This is a genomic window from Spirillospora sp. NPDC047279, from assembly GCF_040643285.1.
GTDB lineage: Bacteria > Actinomycetota > Actinomycetes > Streptosporangiales > Streptosporangiaceae > Spirillospora.
The window spans coordinates 1-17,227 of the sequence record NZ_JBEYUA010000041.1 but is presented as its reverse complement, the minus strand read 5'-3'; the positions used below and the strand labels follow the sequence as shown (position 1 = coordinate 17,227).

Below are 17,227 nucleotides of genomic sequence, written 5' to 3'. Positions count from 1 at the left end.
GGTGAAGTGCCGCCTTTGTCGCGCCAACGACCTTCCTTTCCGGTTCTCCCCAACCCTAGTTGGGGACCTGTCCGGAAGGTTCGGGGCACCTCAGGCTCTCAATCTGGATGTGCAGATCGGGGAGTAGCGCTCGATGTTGTTGGCTTGGTGGTCTGGGTGGATGATGCCGGCTCTCCGTCGAGGGCTTCGTACATGGGGACTGGGAAATCTTGGGGGGTTGTCGACCGGATTGTTCTTGGGGGCGTTCGGTGTGGGGTGAGGGTGTTGAGCATGGTCTCCAGGGTGGCGGCCATGTCTTGGAGGAGCATGCGATGATCGCTTGCGTCTTTGGGGGTTGGGGTCACGGCATGGGTGAGTTCTAGCCGGCGGAGCTCCTTGTAGATCTCGAAGACGTTGGTGACGTCGCGGTCTAGATCGGCCGTTACGTTGAGCTTGATGCGCTTGTTGATGGCTGCCCCCGGTTAGTGGATCGTGCGGCCTTTGGAATTCGGTGGTTGCTGGGTTTGGGGTCGGGACGCCGACCGGGGTGTGGCGAGGACGTCGGCAATGGGCGCAGGGAAGTCGTCTGAGGTGGTGAGTCTTTGAGCGGTGCGTCGGACAATGAGGCCGCGCTCTGCGGCGATCTGCGGGGACTCTGACATGAGTGGGCTCATAGCTTCGCCCAGGCGCAGGACGGCTCCGGCGCCGACACTCTGGATGTCTTCGTACCTTTGAAGGAGTTGGAGAATCTCTGCCGACGGGCGGGGTCTGCTGTTGGGGGAGGGCGGGCTCTGGAGCGCGGAGAGAACAGCTATGTCGTTGACGGCGGCGCGGTGGTCGTTGGCGATGTGATTGCACGCTTCAGCCGATTTGAGGGCTGCCAGTCCTATGAGGGCGGCCTCGGCCCGGCTCGGTGCGAGTTGCTCGGGCTCGATCAGGCGGAACGTCCAGCGGGGATGCGGGAGCCAGTCAGGGTCGACATGGATGAGGCGGCCGAGTCGCACGATCAGGTCACTGGCGTCCTCGGCCGCTCCGTTTCGTGGGTCCCTGAATTGGCTGGTGAGCGACAACCATTGCCGGGCCACCGTGCGCCATCGGCGGCTCAAGCGTCTCGTTGTGGCCGCCGCGTGGAGAAGGTCGCCCGCGATGTGCTCTTGGTCGAGTTCGCTCATTCGCCGGCTGAGCTGGCAGAGCAGGCGGTCGTTGATGTGGCAGGTGATGGTGGCGGCTCTGGCGAGATAACGCGATGTGGTGACCGAGCCGTTGGTGGGTGTGGAGTTGAGCCGCTGGACACTGCGAGTGATTCCTTCGAGGGCCTCGTGGAGGTCTTCGCCGACTCTGGGTGCGATGCGATCGGGGACGCGCAGGAGAGGAACGGCGGAGACGGGTGTCGGACCGGTCTCTCGTCCATTGAGGTGTGCGGTGAAGGCGGCTTTGGCCAGTGGGGGAAAGGCCTGAGGGCTTGCGTGCTGGGCCACGTGGGCGGCGGTCTTGGCGTAGTCGCTGAGCAGTTGGAGCAGGGAGCGGCCGGTATCGGCTGCCGAAATCACCGTGGCGTTGGTCGATGGTCTCTGCGGCGCGGTGGCGAAGTGCGAGGCGAGCAGGTCGAGGCCGCACCCCAGTGACACTGACGTTGCGCGGATCGCCTGGGCCAGCTCGGGACCGCGGTCTGGGGAGCCGGTCGGGACCCTGAGGCTCTGTTGGGCCTTGCGGAGGTTCTGGCTGGAGCGGCGGGCGGCTCTCCGGATGCCGGCCGCGCGGTCGTCTGGGATGCCGAAGCCGCTGGTGACTCTGTCGGCATAGCGGATGAGGACGCCTATCAGGCCTGCGAGTTCAGTGGCCGTGGCCGGGTGGGAGGCCTGCCCGACAAGGTCTGGGTGAAGTATGGCTTTGCGGACCTCGCCGAGGTGGCCGTCGGCGATGGAGATCATCTCCCCGAACGTGACCACGTGGCCTACCGGAGTGCGGTGGCCAGGCGCCCGGCGTGGAGGGCGGCCTGCAGACAGGCCAGCCGGTCATCGCTGGCGATGGCCAGTTCGGCGGCCGTGATCAGCGCTTGTGCTGCGCTCGCCGCCAGTTCGTGAAGAGTCTTGATCGTGGTGGGTGGGTCGGTGCTCGGCGGTGGGTCTGCTGGTGGCTGCAGCGATGGGGCGTATCGCAGCGCTCGTACCGCCTCGGAGGCTTCGCCTTCCGCCAGACCCCAGGAGACGAAGCCACCGGGTGCGTGGTCGGAGAAGCCGGTGATGATTCGTTCTGCGGTCAGCAGATCGGCGTACGTGGTTCTCAGGAGTGCGACGAGGTCGGTTTGCCGATGGTCGGCGGACTCGGGCTGATGGCTGTGCAGGTCGTCAGTCACTGACCCTCCGGTTTCGCGGACGCGGGCTTGAGTTGTCGTTGTGTTTCACGTTGAGCTTTGGCGACGCTGGTCAGGCGGCGCGGTGCGGGCCTGACTCTGGCGACGGCCTGGCCGCTGGGATATCCGGCTGGCGGGTGGAGGCCGAGGTCGGTGTCGAGGGAATGCCGTTGCTGATGTCGACGGGGAAGTCGTCGTCGGCGAGATCCGCTTCGGTGGCGGGAGCGGCAGAGACCGATGACGCGGCTTCCGGCAGCAGATTCCAATTGAGGTTCGGTGCCAGCTCCCTGAGGAGCTCGGATACCGGGGTGCCGCTCCAGGAGCTCAAGGCGGTGAGCAGCTTCTCGCCGTCGGGTCGGTATGAGAGATCGCCTTGACGTTCGGCGGTGTGGGCTCGGCCGGCGAGTTTGACGAACAACCTCTCGGCCTGGCTCGCCGTGGTCGCTCTACCGAGGCGCGTCTCCGTCTCGGGGAAGGCGGGTGCGCGCCTCAGATTGGCCGCGAGGTCGGCGACCACGTAGGGCTTGCCGGGGACCTCGACGAAGTAGCTCGGCTCCCGGTCCGGGTCCGTTCTCACTCCGGTGACCGTGCCGCGCCGGCGGTCATGGTTCTGGAGTTCGACCTCGTCGCCTGGACGATATTGCGCGTGCTCGGCCATCTCGTCGGCATGGGCTCCGCGGCCCGCGGCGTAGGCGTCGGTGAAGTTGATGCCGTGGTGTACGGCGTAGTGCTCCAGGTCGCAGATAAGCGCGCCCAGCAGGGCTTTGGCGTAGACCGGGTCTCCAGGGAGGAGAGACGGCTGGTCTGAGAACGCACTGGTTTCGTAGGCGTTGAGCGCGTGGGAGGCGTTCTCGATCCGCTTGGCGTTCGGGTCGTTGCGCATGACGATCTACCTCAACGCGGTGTGGACGCGGCCGATGTGCTGGGCGGCTTTCATACATGCGACGCGGTCGGCGGGGTCGGTGGTCTTGGAGGCCGCGTTCAGGAGGGCCTCGGCTACGACCAGGACGAGTTTGGTGAGCTTGTCGGTGAACTCGCGGTACTCCGCCGGCTCGGACCGGTGGGGGCCCCGGGGCCAGGCCACCGAGGGTGCCTCCGAGAGAGCCCACCAGGCGTCGGTCGCTTCGGCGAGTGCCTCGGAGTAGGCGGGATAAGCGTCTGCGGGTGCGAGTTCGGTCAGGAGCGTGGCAGCTCGTTCGATGAGTTCCAGGCCGATGAAGGCGGCGGTCATGAGAGCGGGAATCCGGTCGGCGGACTGGATCTGCTTGGCGACGTAGTCGATGTGTTCCTGCACGGAGACCTCCGGTTCGGGGACGGCCGGGCCGCCAGGCTCAGCCTTCAAAAGCAACGAATGAGGCTTCCGTTCACTAGAGTTGCTGACATGATCGAGTCTGATCCCGGACGCGGGGATCGTCAATTACTGTTGATGCATGTCGTCATCCGATGATGAAAGTTGATTCGCTCTTTGCTCGTCTGAATTCCCGACGGTCGAGTCCTGCAATGGGAGGAGGGCTCGGCGCAGGTCGTTGATGCGGAGGGCGGCCTCCAGGCAGCAGGGCTCGTCCATGACGAAGTCCGCGAAGTTGGCGACTTCCATGAACATGACGACCAGCGTCCCGGTGAGCTCCATGAGCGCTTCCAGCGCTACGGGCACCTCGTCCACGGAGAACGCCACCGTCGGCGGGGGCGAGGCCAGCGGAAGCCGGATCGTTCTGGTGCGTAGCAGAGCGATCCGTGCCCGGCCGCAGTTTTCTCGCAGGGCCTCCCAATCAGGTGGCGGTTCGGACCGAACGAGGAACGACAACTCCTGAATCACGCTCTCCACCACTTCGAGCGTTTCGTAGGCGACGGCGAGTCGCTCTGCTTGCGGCGCGCCGATGGAAAGGTTCTCGGCGGCTCGCTGGAGTTCGTTCATGGACATGGCTGAGTCCTCCTGGAGTGGTGATTTGGCGCCTCGTCGGTCAGTGGCGAGCTGAGCCGGCACGCGGCGTGCGATTGGGCTGCTGGGGCGGTGTTGTGCGAGAGCCGACGTGGCCGGACTCGGGGGATGCGGCCTCGACCGAGGTCGGGAAGTCCTGCGCGGCGAGCTGGGCGGGAGTGGGGTGGTCGTTGCCCGGGCTCGCGTGTCGCCATGGATCGAGGGCGCTTTCGAGTTCGTGCAGCCGCGCGGAGACCTTGGGGTAGATCAGCTTGCTGACCTGCTCCTGGTCCATCGCGTTCCAGGTCGCAAGCGCGGAGAGCAGCACGTGATGGTCTTCGATGTCCTCGAGACGAGGAGGCATCTCGCGGTTGTCGGCCGCGCCCACCCTTGCGGTGGCGTTGATCAGTGCGACCTCGGCGGCCAACGGGTCTTCGACGATGCCCTGATAGGTCGGGATCGGTGTGAAGGGGGCGCCCGGGGTGAGGTCATCGCCGATGAACCGGTGGCTTCGGGAGTCACCCAGGCCGCGGACGTAGTAGTCGGTCGGGCCCTTCTCGGGGAGAAGGATCCCCGTGACCATGCCGCACGTGGGGAGGCCGGCCCGGGTGGCTTCTTGGGCTGCTCGGCCCACGAGCCGGACGGGTGAAGTGATCAGGAACTTGGTCTCTGTGGCCTGCTCCGCCGCGAAATCCTGACGCGCGATGTCGAGAGCGCTCTCGAAGTCGACGCCGCGATCCTGCGCGTAGTGCATGAGGTCGCCGAGGAGATCCGCGAGGAGCTCGGTGGCGTACTGCTCGTTGGTTCGATGATCGAGGCCTGCCTTGCTGACGAACTGGTCTTGGTAACCGTCCAGCGCCCTGGCGGCGTACTCGGCGAAGTCGTAGATGGAGGGCGGTCGAGCGTCTTCGGGCATGGCGGTGCTCCTGGTGGACGAATTGCGGGAGCGGTGTCAGGGATGCGCGTTGCGGCGGGCGTCGAGTTGCGGTTGGGTGTGCGGCCGATGGGGTTCGGTGGTGCCGGTTGGCTCAGGTGAGTCGCCGGTGTCTGCCGGGTAGCCCTCGTTCGAGAGGCGCACTGGATCGGGCGTCGCCGGCCAGGACTGGTCCGGCCTGGGGACCGGCTGGAGTGGCTCCAGTGCGTTGTGCACGTTCTCGAGCGCATCGGCGAGGTCGGACAGCGAGTCGCGCGCGAACTCGAGCTGGAAGGCCGCCCGTCGATAGATCGCTTGGAGATGACCGCCGCCGGGTGATCCCTGGGCCTGCTTGCTCTGGTGCTTGAGGTAGAGCAGGAGCTGGGTGAAGCCCTTCTCCAGGTCGCGGGCGCCGTAGCCGAGGGAGTTGAACACCTCGGGGAGGGATGCCGGGTCGCGAAGGCCTTCTGGTGAATCCCATCTGGTGGTGGAACGCCTGAAGGCGTTGGTGAGCTCGGCGAGATGGGCAGCCTGCTGGGTCGTGGCGTCCGGCTGATCGCCTTGGCGGGTCTGCGCCGAACCGGATGGCAGTGCGGCAGTGATCGTGTTGAGCGTTGCTGACGCGGGAAGGCCGCGATGGCTCGCGTAGTGGGCGAGGTCCTTCAGGAGCGTTTCGACGAGGAGGTTGGCGAGCAGCTCGTCGCTGCGGTGGGACGTGGATCGGCCGGAGAGGACGTGCTGCTCGTACGCGTCCAGGGCGGTGGCGGCGGACTCGGCGCGCTCGGTCTTGGCCGACGGCTCGTTCTCGACGCGCATGGTCAGCCCTCCTGAGAGGTGTCGGACGAGGCGGCGTCGTTGGCCCACCAGCCTGGTGGTACGGGGGAGTGTTTGGCCTGGTGGGGCTCAAGGTGCTCGATCTCGGTGCACTGGTAGAAGGGGCCGCGTGGGCCGAGCAGGACCGGGAGTTGGTGGTCGAGGTGGTCTCGGTACCAGAGGGCCATGCCGGTGGCGCCTTGAAGACGCATGGCCTCCCACGAGTACCAGAGGGCGGTGAGCCGGGAGATCGCCTCGCTGTGCCGCCACCATTCAGCGCACCAACGGAACTCGCCCCCGAGCGTTCGGCGGTACATGGGGATGAAGTGGCGGGTCACCCACTCGATCACCGTGGGGTAGTGCGGCTGGGGTCGCGGGTCGTGCTTACCTTCGTTCTCGGTGACGGTCGTGCTGTCGATGTCGGTCGACATGAGGCCTCCGTGGTGTGAGCTGCATGGCGACTTCCTCTCGTGCTCGTGCGGTCCGGGATGCGGGTGCTTGCTGGGCGGTGTGGGGTTTATGACTGGCGGATGGCTGGCGTCAGGTCATGGCTACTCCCGCCGCGGGTTGGGCGATCGCTTCGTGGCCTTGGCGTGATGGCGAGCGCCTTCTGCGATGGCCCGTTCGGCGCCCCGGGCGCAGGCGGTGATCTGCTGGGCGAGCGGGCCCTGGTACCAGGGACGAAGTCGCATGAGCGCGGGCTTTGTGCCCGTGGCCAAGAGGAGGGCGGTCCCAGCGGGGAGCGCGCGGATGTCGGCGGCTTCCAGGATCTCCTGGCGGCGGAGCGAGATCTGCTCGGACGCGCGGCCGTCGCCGTAGGTGATGGTGCGGACTGGGACGTCGTGCTGGCCCACGAGGGTGGCGAGGTCGCGAACCAGCCGCGGTGAGTCGATGCCGGCCCCGATGACCTTTCGGGTGGCGGCTCCCCAGAGAGCGGCCATGCCGGGCTCGCCCCAGACCGTGACGCCCTGCTCGTACGACTGCAGGATCGTCACCGGCACGATGCCGCGCGAGCCGAGGTGGGAGTACAACTGAGGTAGGTCGGCGATCCGGCAGATGTTCGCGGCCTCGTCGAGCGCGACCACCATCGGCGGGTCCAGGCGGCCGCCGGCCTGCTCGGCGCGGCGTTCGGCGGCGCGCATGGTGGTGTCGGTGAGCGCGGCGATGAGCGGCGCCGCGGCGGAGAGCGACTTGGACAGCAGGTAGAGCGTGTCCCGTGACCCGGCGAAGGCGTCGGGGTCGAACGTCTCCAGGTCGCCGTGCGGCGTCACCCAAGCGAGGATCTCCTCGTCACGCAGGCACTTCGCTGCTGTCCGGGCGGTCTGGTAGATCCCGTCGCGGGTCTCGACCGCACCGTTCTGGGTCCCCTTCAAGGACGAAGCCATCAGGGTGAAGCCGACGTCCTGGAGAAGTTCGATGGGTGTGGGGACGGCCGGCTCGTCGAGCCAGTGGGCGACGTGATGGAGGGTCCGGCCGGAGGTCGCGGCGGCGAGGAAGAGAGCACACAGGAGGTCTTGTGCCGCCGGCCCCCAGAGGTCCTTCTTCTGGCCGTCGTCCACGGTGAGGACGAAGTGACCGGCGAGCCGGTGGGCGTCTTCGACGGTGGTGAGCCCGATCAAGGGATTCCACCACCACGTCTGCAGTTGGTAGGTGATGTGCTGCGGGTCGAACAACCAGACCTTGCCGCCTGTCCGTTCGGCGCGGACAGTGGCGATCGCGGCCCAGAGGTCTGCCTTGTTACTGGTGGCGATGACCGCGCCGGGTGCGGAGAGAACGTGCGGAATGCTCTGCGTCGTCGTCTTGCCGGAGCGCGGAGCCATGAAGGCGACGACGGTGTCTTCCCATGAGGTGAAGAGGGTGGGGCCGCGCTTGTCGCCACGTTCCATGACGTCGCCGAGGACCAGGCCCACGTCGCCGGACGCCAGCTGCCCGGGGGCGATGCCGCGGAGGGAGCGGCGGAGTGCAACGGCCTTCTCGGCTGCCGGGCCGGGCTTGAGCTGGGCGAGCCCGGGATTGTCGGCCAGGGCCGCAACGGGATCCCCGGGGTGGGGGAGCCGGCCCGCGACCAGATGCCAGATCGTCCAGGTGGCCACAGCGGTAACGCTCGCCGAGAGCAGGAGGACGGTGACGACCAGAGGCGTCGGTGTCTCCGGCCACATGCGCTTCGTGTCCCCGCGTACGAAGGCCACCGCGAAGCTTGTGCCGAACTCGGCGACGTGGCCGCCGCTCAGCATGGCCGCGACCTTCGCCGATGCCCAGACGAAGCAGAGGCCGGCAGCCGGTGCCCAGCAACCTGCGAGGACCATCCAGGCGGCGCCCGCTCCGGTATGCCAGACGGATGGGCGAGGCCCGAGCGCCCGGGTCACGACGTGCCCCGGACGGCTTGGTCGGTGTCGTAGAGGGCGAACTCGGGACCGACGAGAGAGAGCTCGACGGGGATGCCGAGCCGTTCGCCGGTCTTGATGAGGTACTTGCCGCGTCCTGGATGGCGAGCGCCCGGCTGCCAGGAGTCCGGCGCTGACCATGAGGTCACCAGATGCTGCTCTGGGCCTGTGAGCGGTGTGATCTCGTGAACGCGCGCCAGCTCGCGGGGCGGGAGCCCGGCCAGGACGGTGATCGCGGAGCGGTCGGCGAAGCCCTTGGCCTTGGCCCGGTCCTCCTCGGTGGCGAGGGCGTCGAGGTCGGCCAGCGAATGGGTGATCATGATGGAGGCCATGCCCTTGGCGCGGTTGAGGCGGGTCAGGGCGTCGGCATGCTCGACCAGGCCGGGCGCACCGCGGAGAGCGCGCCACAGCTCGTCCATCACACCGAGATGAGAGCGCCGCGGACCGGCCCCCAGCTCGGCGAGGGCTGCTGAGGCATCGACCGTGCCGAACGCGTAGGCCCAGGTGCAGAGCATCGCCGCGGTCAGCAGCTTGTCGCCGGCTGCGCGTACACGGGAGATGTCGACGCTGATGGCCGGGGCGCCCAGGTCCAGGGCGTGGGTGGTCGGCGCGTCGAAGACCCCGGCGAGAGAGCCGGAGACCAGCAGGTCGAGCGTGAAGATCAGGTCACGGGTCTGGCGCCGGTAGGCGTCCACGGAGTCGGTGCGTGCGGCGGAACGCAGCTCCGCAGGCCCCTCTTCCAGGATCTTGAGAACGTCGATGACGGTCGGGTCGTCTCTGAGTCCCTGGTCGAGGAGGTCGATCGCTCGGCCGAGCACGACTTCTTCGGCGTTGCTGATGCGCGCCTCGCGGACGAGCGTCGCCAGGGCCAGGAGGAGGGAGAGCCGCCGCGACCTGACCTCCCAGCGCAGGGCCGCGGCGTCGGCGCCGCTGAGCCCGCGAAGAACGGTCGCCATCGGTCCGGCGTCGAGCGGGTTGATGCGGTCGACACCTCGGCCGACGCGGATGACCTGGCCACCCAGGTACTCCACGAGCATTGTGTAGTCGGGCTTGGTGTCGCCGAGGATGATCGGTGTGGTGCCGGTCGCCACCGCTCCGGTGACCAGTCGCTTGACGAGGGTGGACTTGCCGGTGCCCGGCTGGCCGAGGACGAACATCCCCGGGTTGGTGACCAGGCCTGCGCGGAGCCACGCGAGCGGGTCCAGGCAGACGACCTCACCCCAGAGCTGGTGGCGGCCAACGGGTGTGCCGACGGTGGGTGTGCCGGAGCCGGCGGTGAACGGGTAGAGCCCGCACACCTGCATGGTCGTGGCCTGGAATTCAGGAGCCGGTTCGACATGTGATGCACGTCCGCCGTACGGCTGCTTCCAGCCCCATGCTGGCGCTAAGGCCTCGGCCATGGCTTCTGTTTCCGCTTTCCCGCTGTGCTCGGTCTCGGGCGGTGTCTGAAGCGTGGTCATCGTTACTCCCTCCCGGGGGCGTTCGGGTCAGTGGATTGCGCGGCGGGCCAGGTCGGGTGGGCAGATGCCGCAGGGCAAGGTCGTGGCGAAGCCGGCGGCCTGGCTGCCCCACAGGCGGCGGAGCCGGATCTTGGCGGAGTCGGCAGCGGCCTCGACCTGGGCAACAGCGCGTTTGAGGTGCTCCGGCTCCGTCACTGTGGCGGTGGCGTACATCGAGACCAGGCAGACGCCCGCCCCCATCGCCTCCTCGGCTGCGGCTTGCCTGGCTCGCGCACTGTCCCAGGTGTCCCGGGCGGTTTCATCGCGGCCCGTGCGGCGCCGGAACTGGGAGCGGAAGGCCGCGGCGTTCACCTCTTGCTGAAGTACACGGCTCGCGGTGGCGGCGGGGAGAGGGCGGTATTGCAGCGTGACGCGTTTGGGGAACGGGCTTGGTGCGACGAGCCGTGCCAGGACATCGGAGTGCACGTTCTGGCGGGGCGGCTCGTGCCAGGCCCAGGACACGCTCGTTGCGCCGTCGTGTTCATAGTGGTCTCGGTGCTCGGTGGCGCCGACCGGTCCGGCGTCGCACCAGCTGAGGATCTCGTCGGAGCCCGGCCGGGTGAGGAGGCGGTTGACCTCGCCGCGCGAGCGCGGGTCGAACGCGATGCGGACGGCGCCGGCGATCTCGGCGGCGGTCGCTCGTCCGATGACCGTGACGCCGCACGTTCCGAGGCCGGAGACGAGGCCGTCGAGAGTCCGGCCGAGTTCGGCGACGGCATCGGTGAGGTTGCGGGGCGAGGTCGGGCAAGCCTTCGGATCCAGCGTGATCGACACTCTGGTGTCGACATCGGCAGCGGCCGCCGGTGCCGTCTCCACGAGCTCTCGGAGGATCTCCAGAGCTGCGGCCGGCGCCGTGGGGATCACAGCGCGTTCGACCGCGTCGGCGAGGGTCGAGCCTGGCTCCGGTGCGGTCTCGATCGTCACGGTGATCCACCGGATGGCCGGCATGTGCCCGAGCGCCGCGAGCCAACCACCCCACGCGGAGACCCAGTTGTCTGCGTCCTTGCGGTCGGCCAGCCAGGTGGACGAGGGGACCACGCGAAGGGTGGCGGTGAGATGGCCGGTTCTTCGGTCCCAGACGATCCCGTACCGGCCGCCGTATCCGTCCTCGGCGCTGAGGAGCGTGAGGGGCGCGAGGACGCCGGGGAGTTGGAAGGCGCGCGGATGGTCCACGACGATGCCGGAGCGGTAGCGGTTGCGGCGTCGCCGAACGCCCCACCACCAGCGACATCGGGCCAGGATGATGCGTGCGATCGGGATGCCGTTCACCCGGACGAGCCCGAGCACACCTGCCGCCGCGGCGGGCGGCAGGAGGACGATGAGGACCGCAGGCACGAAGGCCGCAACGGTCAAGGCGACGATGGCGCATCCGAGCAGGGCGAAGGTCGCTGTGGTGTCCAGCCCGAGGAGCCCGATTCCGTGGCGTCGCCGCCAGCCGCCGTACGTCCGGATCTCATGCTCCACCGCCGCCACCTCCTCCGCCATCGGCGGCGCCGGTCGGGCCGCCCTGGTCACCAGAGCCGGCCGGATTTCCCATCCAGCGGATCGAATCCGACGCCCGGTGGCGCTCTCGATCCCAGGTCCGCATACCAGCCGGCCCAACGGGCTCGTCGGCCTCGCCACCCGATGCCGGGACGTCTCGGCCGCCGGTCGCCTGGTCCGATGCCATGTGCTGGCTGCTTCCGGTGGGGTTCTCCGGCTCTGCCGGGTGCGAGCCATGGCCGGAGGTCGCCGTGGCTTGATGTGTGGTGGCTGTTGCGGTGGTCTGGTTGCCGATCAGAGATGCGGAGTCGTCGCCGGTCGGCTGCTGCTCCATGCCCTGTTCGCCGGCCGGGTCTTGGTCACCGAGCTGCTGGCGCAGATAGCCCGCGTGCTCGGAAGCCGAGGTATCGGAACCACCCCCGGAGCTTGCACCGCCGCTGCCCTCGCCGAAGCCGTAGGCGCGGAGCGCTCCGATCGCTGTCGCTCCGCCCATCACGGCGGTCAGCACACCTCCGCCGGGACTGGCCTCAGCGCGGCCGGTCGTCCAGGCGAAGAACCTGAGGAGTACGGGGAAGGCGACCAGGCTGATGGCCATCATGGTGAAGCCCATGAGGACCGCGCGCAGGTCCTTGCCGTTGCCGATCAGGATGAACGCAGTGGAGTAGACGGCTGCGGCGGCCGGCTCGTAGAAGATGAGGGCGAGGCCCCAGCCGGTGACCTTCTTGAACCAGGGTTGGGTCGCCGGGGTGATCATTCCGGCGGCCGCGAGCGGCAGCAGCCCGGCGAGGATGATGAGCGCCGCCTGGCGAAAGAGCAGCAAGATCGCCTGGATCGCGCCGATGAGCAGGGCCACGATCCCCAGGAAGAAGACCACGGCACCCGGCGTGCCCGTCGGGAAGGTCACGATGGCCGTCATTCGAGCTGCGAAGCCACCGTGCGAGGAGGCGTTCAACGCCCAACTGCTCCACGCGTGACCCCACTGGAGCAGGATGTTGGGGACGACGACCCCGATCGCCGCGACGGCCGCGACGACGATGAGCCCGGTCACGGCGTCAACGAGCGGGTTGGCCTTGCGCGTCAGGGCCATCTTGCCCGCCACGATCAGCATCGCGGCCATCGCCACCGTGACCGCGATGGGCTGCATGAGGTTCTGGAGTAGTTCGACCGAAGGCTCGGCCTCGAGATCGGGCGGTGTCGTCTGCACCCACCAGGAAGAGGTGTTGGCGACGAACCACCGGACCGCCTCCTGCACGGGTTTGGCCGCACTGTCGATGATGTTGCCGCCGACTTCGCCGAGGTCGGGCATCGGCGGCGCGAACGGGTGGCTCTCGTCGTCGTTGTCCACCGTCTGGACGCAGGAGGGATCGAGGACGGCCGAACATGGAGGCGGCCGCAGAAGGCTGCTCCACATGGCCGTCACCCGCTCCCCGGCAGCCGGGTGTAACCCTCGGTCGTTCGTGCCGGAGCCGCCGAGCCGCTCCAAGCGCCGCCCGGCGGCGCGACCAGACGCCAATCGCCCCGGCGCCACTGCACCTGAAGCCGCGTGACCGCACGTACGGTGGCGTCGCTGTCTCCAGGGCCGGCGGTCAGCAGGTCCAAGCTCGCCGTCTCCGGCGTGTAGCCCTGCCACCGGAAGGCTTCGATCACCACGTACGCCTTGGCGCCTGAGTCGCCCGCCGGCTGCTCGCGCTGCCCCGCCTTCGACGACCGAGTCTCTGAGAGCAGTTCCGAGCCGTCAGGCCCGGTGACCTGCCGCCTGATCGTGTCCTCGAAGACATGCGGCTCCCACTGCGGGTTGGCGCGGACCCCGATGTGGATGGCCGCCAGCAACGCCCCGCGCGGTGTTCGAGAGAACCCGGACGCCAGATCTCCGCGGGTCATCCGAGGCCCGTCCAGCGCCGAGTAGGGCAGACGTACCCCCGAATAGTCCTTCCAGGTCAGACCGGCGAAGTCCACCGGAGGCGAGACCTGGAGCCTCGTACCCTCCTCCGCTGAGATCGGCCCGGCACTCGCAGCCCGTTCCCCGCGCTGAGGCTCGCCGGAGTCGAACGCCCGCATCGCGCCGAAGACGACCAAGCCGCTGACCAGGCTCGCGACGGCCGCAGACCGAATCACGCGCCCTCGCGCCGTCTCACCACTCTCCACACGTCGTTCTCTGAGACTCATTTGCTGAAGAACACCCCCACAATCGGAGCGGCCGTGACCGCGAGGCTGAGCCCTCCCAGGGCCCACGGGATGCCGGTCGCGCCATCGGCGGCGAACGACGAACGGTTCTTGCGGCCGATCCCCATCTGGCCGGCGCAGTAGAGCAGGCCGGCCAGGCCGCAGATCATGACCGCCCACTTCCCCCAGCTCAGGAGAACCTCGATCTTCTTGTCGAGCCCGGGCGGGGGAGAGGGCGCCGGATCGGGGACCTTGACCTCCGGGCTGGGCGCGCTCACCTGCGGACCGTGCGGGACGTGCCACGGCATGCCCGCCGCCGACGATTGGATCTTGTCCAGAACGAAGATGGTGACGGACAACGGGTGGATCGGCATGACACCTCCAGTCGCCGAGATGGGCTGACCGGGATCAGCTGGCGAAGGCCAGACCTCGGATGGACTCCACCGAGCGGCGGACCCTGGACGGCAGTTCGATGTCGTTCACCTCGTCGACCTGCCGGAGCGCCGGAACGAACGGCATCCGCACAAGCCCACCCACTCGGTCGACCAGCAACCCGAACCGCGCCGTCGCGTCCTTGGGCTCGGCTCCAGCCCCGTCGCTGACGACCACCAGAGCCCTCACCCGCACCTCACCGCTGAGGGCGGTCACTGCGCGCGTCGCGTGCTGAGCCGCGGGGACGGTGTTGCGCGAGACCACCACGACGGGGCGCCCCTCCGGCCTGACCGGGACACGGTCCGGGCTCAGCAGTCCATGGATCGACCCGAGATCCCAAGCCGGCCGGAGCAAGGCCGCCAGCGTCGACGTCCCCGCGCCGCCATGTGCTCCCACGACGACCAGCTCACGCTCGTCAGGTCCACCGACACGCTCTCGCGCCGGACTCGTCCGGTTGCATCCAGGAATCACTCAAACCCCCGATTCATTGCCGTGGGTGGCATGACGATCACCGTACGTGGCAAGATAATGGAGCGCAAGCAACGCCAAAGCGTTTCTAGAAACGTCAACACATCGAAGAACGTGCTTCCGCGGCACCGATCCACCACACTGAGAGGCGCCTCGTGACGACCACCCCAGGAGCTCCGGCTATGACCGACGAGAAGGCACCCGAGCAGCGGCCAGGACGAGATCCCGACGTGCTCACCACCGCCGAACTCGCCGCCAAGCTCGGCCTGTCCGCCCAGACCGTCCGCCGGATGGCCAACGCGGGACAGATCCCGGCGCTCAAGACCGGCAAGGACTTCCGGTACTCCTGGGAAGCGGTCCGTCAGGTGCTGCGGCAGCCCCACCGCGAACCAGGGGTGCCCGATGACCAGCCCGACGGCGACGACACGCCCAAGAAGGGCGCCGGCTACCGCGCCCAGCGCCGCGCCCGCACCGGCGCCCAGCAACCAGCCAGCGAAACCTAACCTCTGCGCGCGGCGGCGCACCGGGTGAAGGCCGCCGCAGCCGCTGTCACCGCCGCCCTCGCCCTGCCCCTCCTGCTCGTCCTCCTCGGCGCGGCCAGCCCGTCCTCGACCACAACCGAACCCCTGTCAGGCGCCCCCACCGCCTACGCCCGCAAGGACATCCCACCCGAGTACCTGCGCTGGTACATGGACGCCGCGCAGACCTGCCCCGGCCTGTCATGGAGCGTGCTCGCCGCCATCGGCAGCATCGAGACCGACCACGGCAGATCGACCCTCCCAGGCGTCCGCGCCGGCGAGAACCACGCCGGCGCGGGCGGCCCCATGCAGTTCCTGTCCGCCACCTGGAACGCTTACGCCGCCGACGGCGACCACGACGGACGCAAAGACCGCTACAACCCCGCCGACGCCATCCACGGCGCCGCCAACTACCTGTGCGCCAACCACGCGGGCCAAGGCGGCAAACACCTCCACCGAGCCATCTGGCACTACAACCACGCCGACTGGTACGTCCGCAAAGTCCTCACCCAAGCCGCCCGCTACGCCGCCCCCACCGCCACCGGCCGCGGAGCCGTCGCCCTCCGCGCCGCCCTCCGCTGGCTCGGCACCCCCTACTCCTGGGGCGGCGGCAGCCCCTCCGGCCCCACATACGGCATCGCCCACGGCTCCGGCACCAAAGGCTTCGACTGCTCCGGCCTCACCCAACACGCCTGGGCCAAAGCCGGCGTCCGCATCGCCCGCGTCGCCGCCGACCAATACGACGACGGCCCCCACGTACCCCGCGCCCAGCTCCAGCCCGGCGACCTGCTCTTCTTCGCCCACAACCTCAGCAACCCGCGCTCCATCCACCACGTCGCCATCTACTACGGCCAAGGCCGCATGATCCACGCCCCGCAAACCGGCGACGTCGTCCGCATCGCCCGCTTCACCGGCGACGCCTACCGCGAACGCCAATACGCCGGCGCCACCCGCCCCAGCCCTCGCCGCTCCCACCTCTAACCCGCGAGGACCACCCATGCCCCACCCGAAGACCCCCGCAACTCCCGAACACGCCCACCACCTACGAGCCAAGACCACCAGACCCAAGATCCCGTGTGGGCCCCTCCGCGCGTTCAGCTACGGAGGTGGCTGGCAATCAACAGCCGCCCTCGTCCTCGCCGCCCGCGGCGAAATCGACTTCCCGCTCTTCCTGTTCGCCAACGTCGGCGACGACTCCGAAGCCCCCGCCACCCTCACCTACGTCCGCGACCACGCCATCCCCTTCGCCCAAGCCCACGGCATCAACCTGCGCACCCTCTCCCGCATCCGCCGAGACGGTTCCATCGAGACCCTCTACGGCCGCCTCATGCGCGAAGGCTCCCGCTCCATCCCCATCCCCGTCCGCATGAGCAACGGCGCCCCCGGCACCCGCTCCTGCACCGCCGACTTCAAAATCCGCGTCCTCGGCCGCTACCTCAAAGCCCACGGCGCCAGCGCCGCCAACCCCGCCACCGTCGGAATCGGCATCAGCGTCGACGAAATCCACCGCGCCAACAACCGCCGCACCGAACCCTACGAACGCATCGTCTACCCACTCCTCGACCTCGGCATCCGCCGCGCCGACTGCCCCCGCATCATCCAATCCGCCGGCCTCCCCACACCCCCGAAATCAGCCTGCTGGTTCTGCCCCTTCCGCCGCCTTGCCTACTGGAAGACCCTCCGCCTCCAAGACCCCGATCTCTTCGCCCGCGCCTGCCACCTCGAAGACACCCTCAACACCCGCCGCAGAGCCCTCGGCCGCGACCCCGTCTGGCTAACCCGGTACAACGCCCCACTCCAAGATGTCATCCCCCTCGAAGACCCCCTGCCGTTCGACGACTCCGACGACGGAGCCTGCGACGGCGGCTGGTGCTTCACCTGATCATCTGTCCAACCCATCGCAGAAGAACTGGAGCAATTTCGTGGAAATGCTCAAGTACAAGGATCTGCTTGATCTGCCTGCGGTCGTCGACATCATGACTGCCGCTCGGGCCCTTGGCCTCTCTCGCACATATGCCTACCAGCTCGCCAGGAAAGGGCGCTTCCCGTGCAGGGTGATCCGTATCGGATCCTGCTACCGGGTCCCCACCGCGGACCTGCTAACGCTCCTCGGAGCCACATTCGAACGGACGCAGGTGGACCCTCCCAGCTGACGATCAGGTTCGCGTCCCCGACCTTCATCCGAAGGCGGGTGCCGCATCACCCCTGGAGGGGTCTATACGATCAACGGTGTAACTCCGGAGACGCGAGGGACTGATGTTCCTCCGGAAGGAGACACCCCCGATGGACGAGACGACGACCGACA

General features: G+C 68.4%; 19 protein-coding genes. 4 read left to right on the top strand and 15 right to left on the bottom strand.

Annotation, left to right across the window (positions count from 1 at the left end; translation table 11 throughout):
• Positions 1 to 461: 461 nt before the first annotated feature.
• From ABZ810_RS47485 to ABZ810_RS47415, 15 genes are all read right to left on the bottom strand, one after another.
• Positions 462 to 1,910, bottom strand: coding sequence for a hypothetical protein (locus ABZ810_RS47485; protein WP_358415422.1), 1,449 nt, complete (start codon positions 1,908 to 1,910; stop codon positions 462 to 464).
• Between the two features lie 23 nt (positions 1,911 to 1,933).
• Positions 1,934 to 2,335, bottom strand: coding sequence for a hypothetical protein (locus ABZ810_RS47480; RefSeq protein ID WP_358415419.1), 402 nt, complete (start codon positions 2,333 to 2,335; stop codon positions 1,934 to 1,936).
• Between the two features lie 70 nt (positions 2,336 to 2,405).
• Positions 2,406 to 3,215, bottom strand: a complete 810-nt coding sequence (locus tag ABZ810_RS47475) for a hypothetical protein (RefSeq protein ID WP_358415416.1) — start codon at positions 3,213 to 3,215, stop codon at positions 2,406 to 2,408.
• Between the two features lie 6 nt (positions 3,216 to 3,221).
• On the bottom strand, positions 3,222 to 3,626 hold the full coding sequence (locus ABZ810_RS47470) for a hypothetical protein (protein WP_358415414.1): 405 nt from the start codon (positions 3,624 to 3,626) through the stop codon (positions 3,222 to 3,224).
• 123 nt (positions 3,627 to 3,749) lie between these two features.
• Complete coding sequence (locus ABZ810_RS47465) at positions 3,750 to 4,253, bottom strand: hypothetical protein (protein WP_358415411.1); 504 nt, start codon at positions 4,251 to 4,253, stop codon at positions 3,750 to 3,752.
• 40 nt (positions 4,254 to 4,293) lie between these two features.
• Positions 4,294 to 5,166 carry a hypothetical protein gene (locus tag ABZ810_RS47460; RefSeq protein WP_358415408.1) on the bottom strand — a complete coding sequence of 291 codons (873 nt, stop codon included), beginning with the start codon at positions 5,164 to 5,166 and terminating at the stop codon, positions 4,294 to 4,296.
• A gap of 36 nt (positions 5,167 to 5,202) precedes the next feature.
• A complete protein-coding gene (locus ABZ810_RS47455) occupies positions 5,203 to 5,979 on the bottom strand; it encodes a hypothetical protein (RefSeq protein WP_358415405.1) in 777 nt (258 codons plus the stop codon).
• 2 nt (positions 5,980 to 5,981) lie between these two features.
• Entirely contained in the window at positions 5,982 to 6,407 is a 426-nt protein-coding gene (locus ABZ810_RS47450) for a DUF4913 domain-containing protein (RefSeq protein ID WP_358415402.1), read from the bottom strand.
• Positions 6,408 to 6,527: 120 nt separating this feature from the next.
• Positions 6,528 to 8,210 (bottom strand): TraM recognition domain-containing protein, encoded by a 1,683-nt coding sequence (locus ABZ810_RS47445; protein ID WP_358415399.1) that lies wholly within the window; start codon positions 8,208 to 8,210, stop codon positions 6,528 to 6,530.
• 128 nt (positions 8,211 to 8,338) lie between these two features.
• Positions 8,339 to 9,820, bottom strand: coding sequence for a hypothetical protein (locus ABZ810_RS47440; RefSeq protein WP_358415396.1), 1,482 nt, complete (start codon positions 9,818 to 9,820; stop codon positions 8,339 to 8,341).
• 27 nt (positions 9,821 to 9,847) lie between these two features.
• On the bottom strand, positions 9,848 to 11,344 hold the full coding sequence (locus tag ABZ810_RS47435) for an SCO6880 family protein (protein ID WP_358415393.1): 1,497 nt from the start codon (positions 11,342 to 11,344) through the stop codon (positions 9,848 to 9,850).
• Positions 11,313 to 12,686, bottom strand: coding sequence for a hypothetical protein (locus ABZ810_RS47430; RefSeq protein ID WP_358415390.1), 1,374 nt, complete (start codon positions 12,684 to 12,686; stop codon positions 11,313 to 11,315). Before ABZ810_RS47430 ends, ABZ810_RS47435 begins: the two co-directional genes overlap by 32 nt.
• Before the next feature lie 71 nt (positions 12,687 to 12,757).
• Entirely contained in the window at positions 12,758 to 13,456 is a 699-nt protein-coding gene (locus ABZ810_RS47425) for a hypothetical protein (RefSeq protein WP_358415387.1), read from the bottom strand.
• Positions 13,457 to 13,503: 47 nt separating this feature from the next.
• Positions 13,504 to 13,878, bottom strand: a complete 375-nt coding sequence (locus tag ABZ810_RS47420; protein WP_358415384.1) for a hypothetical protein — start codon at positions 13,876 to 13,878, stop codon at positions 13,504 to 13,506.
• A gap of 34 nt (positions 13,879 to 13,912) precedes the next feature.
• On the bottom strand, positions 13,913 to 14,290 hold the full coding sequence (locus ABZ810_RS47415; RefSeq protein WP_358415381.1) for a hypothetical protein: 378 nt from the start codon (positions 14,288 to 14,290) through the stop codon (positions 13,913 to 13,915).
• A gap of 296 nt (positions 14,291 to 14,586) precedes the next feature.
• Between ABZ810_RS47415 and ABZ810_RS47410 the strand changes: the two genes are divergently transcribed.
• The 4 genes from ABZ810_RS47410 to ABZ810_RS47395 are packed head-to-tail and all read left to right on the top strand — an operon-like array spanning position 14,587 to position 17,075.
• A complete protein-coding gene (locus ABZ810_RS47410) occupies positions 14,587 to 14,907 on the top strand; it encodes a helix-turn-helix domain-containing protein (RefSeq protein ID WP_358415378.1) in 321 nt (106 codons plus the stop codon).
• Between the two features lie 24 nt (positions 14,908 to 14,931).
• The gene (locus tag ABZ810_RS47405; protein WP_358415375.1) at positions 14,932 to 15,903 is read left to right on the top strand and encodes an NlpC/P60 family protein; all 972 of its coding nucleotides are present in this window, start codon (positions 14,932 to 14,934) and stop codon (positions 15,901 to 15,903) included.
• Between the two features lie 16 nt (positions 15,904 to 15,919).
• The gene (locus ABZ810_RS47400) at positions 15,920 to 16,804 is read left to right on the top strand and encodes a phosphoadenosine phosphosulfate reductase (RefSeq protein ID WP_358415372.1); all 885 of its coding nucleotides are present in this window, start codon (positions 15,920 to 15,922) and stop codon (positions 16,802 to 16,804) included.
• A complete protein-coding gene (locus ABZ810_RS47395) occupies positions 16,725 to 17,075 on the top strand; it encodes a helix-turn-helix domain-containing protein (RefSeq protein ID WP_358415369.1) in 351 nt (116 codons plus the stop codon). Before ABZ810_RS47400 ends, ABZ810_RS47395 begins: the two co-directional genes overlap by 80 nt.
• The last annotated feature ends 152 nt before the right edge of the window (positions 17,076 to 17,227 follow it).

Excerpts from the sequence above, each read along its gene's own strand:
- ABZ810_RS47485 (WP_358415422.1), bottom strand. The coding sequence starts at position 1,910 with ATGATCTCCATCGCCGACGGCCACCTCGGCGAGGTCCGCAAAGCCATA.
- ABZ810_RS47475 (WP_358415416.1), bottom strand. The coding sequence starts at position 3,215 with ATGCGCAACGACCCGAACGCCAAGCGGATCGAGAACGCCTCCCACGCG.
- ABZ810_RS47465 (WP_358415411.1), bottom strand. The coding sequence starts at position 4,253 with ATGTCCATGAACGAACTCCAGCGAGCCGCCGAGAACCTTTCCATCGGC.
- ABZ810_RS47460 (WP_358415408.1), bottom strand. The coding sequence starts at position 5,166 with ATGCCCGAAGACGCTCGACCGCCCTCCATCTACGACTTCGCCGAGTAC.
- ABZ810_RS47455 (WP_358415405.1), bottom strand. The coding sequence starts at position 5,979 with ATGCGCGTCGAGAACGAGCCGTCGGCCAAGACCGAGCGCGCCGAGTCC.
- ABZ810_RS47450 (WP_358415402.1), bottom strand. The coding sequence starts at position 6,407 with ATGTCGACCGACATCGACAGCACGACCGTCACCGAGAACGAAGGTAAG.
- ABZ810_RS47445 (WP_358415399.1), bottom strand. The coding sequence starts at position 8,210 with ATGCTGAGCGGCGGCCACGTCGCCGAGTTCGGCACAAGCTTCGCGGTG.
- ABZ810_RS47440 (WP_358415396.1), bottom strand. The coding sequence starts at position 9,820 with ATGACCACGCTTCAGACACCGCCCGAGACCGAGCACAGCGGGAAAGCG.
- ABZ810_RS47435 (WP_358415393.1), bottom strand. The coding sequence starts at position 11,344 with ATGGCGGAGGAGGTGGCGGCGGTGGAGCATGAGATCCGGACGTACGGC.
- ABZ810_RS47420 (WP_358415384.1), bottom strand. The coding sequence starts at position 13,878 with ATGCCGATCCACCCGTTGTCCGTCACCATCTTCGTTCTGGACAAGATC.
- ABZ810_RS47410 (WP_358415378.1), top strand. The coding sequence starts at position 14,587 with ATGACCGACGAGAAGGCACCCGAGCAGCGGCCAGGACGAGATCCCGAC.
- ABZ810_RS47400 (WP_358415372.1), top strand. The coding sequence starts at position 15,920 with ATGCCCCACCCGAAGACCCCCGCAACTCCCGAACACGCCCACCACCTA.
- ABZ810_RS47395 (WP_358415369.1), top strand. The coding sequence starts at position 16,725 with ATGTCATCCCCCTCGAAGACCCCCTGCCGTTCGACGACTCCGACGACG.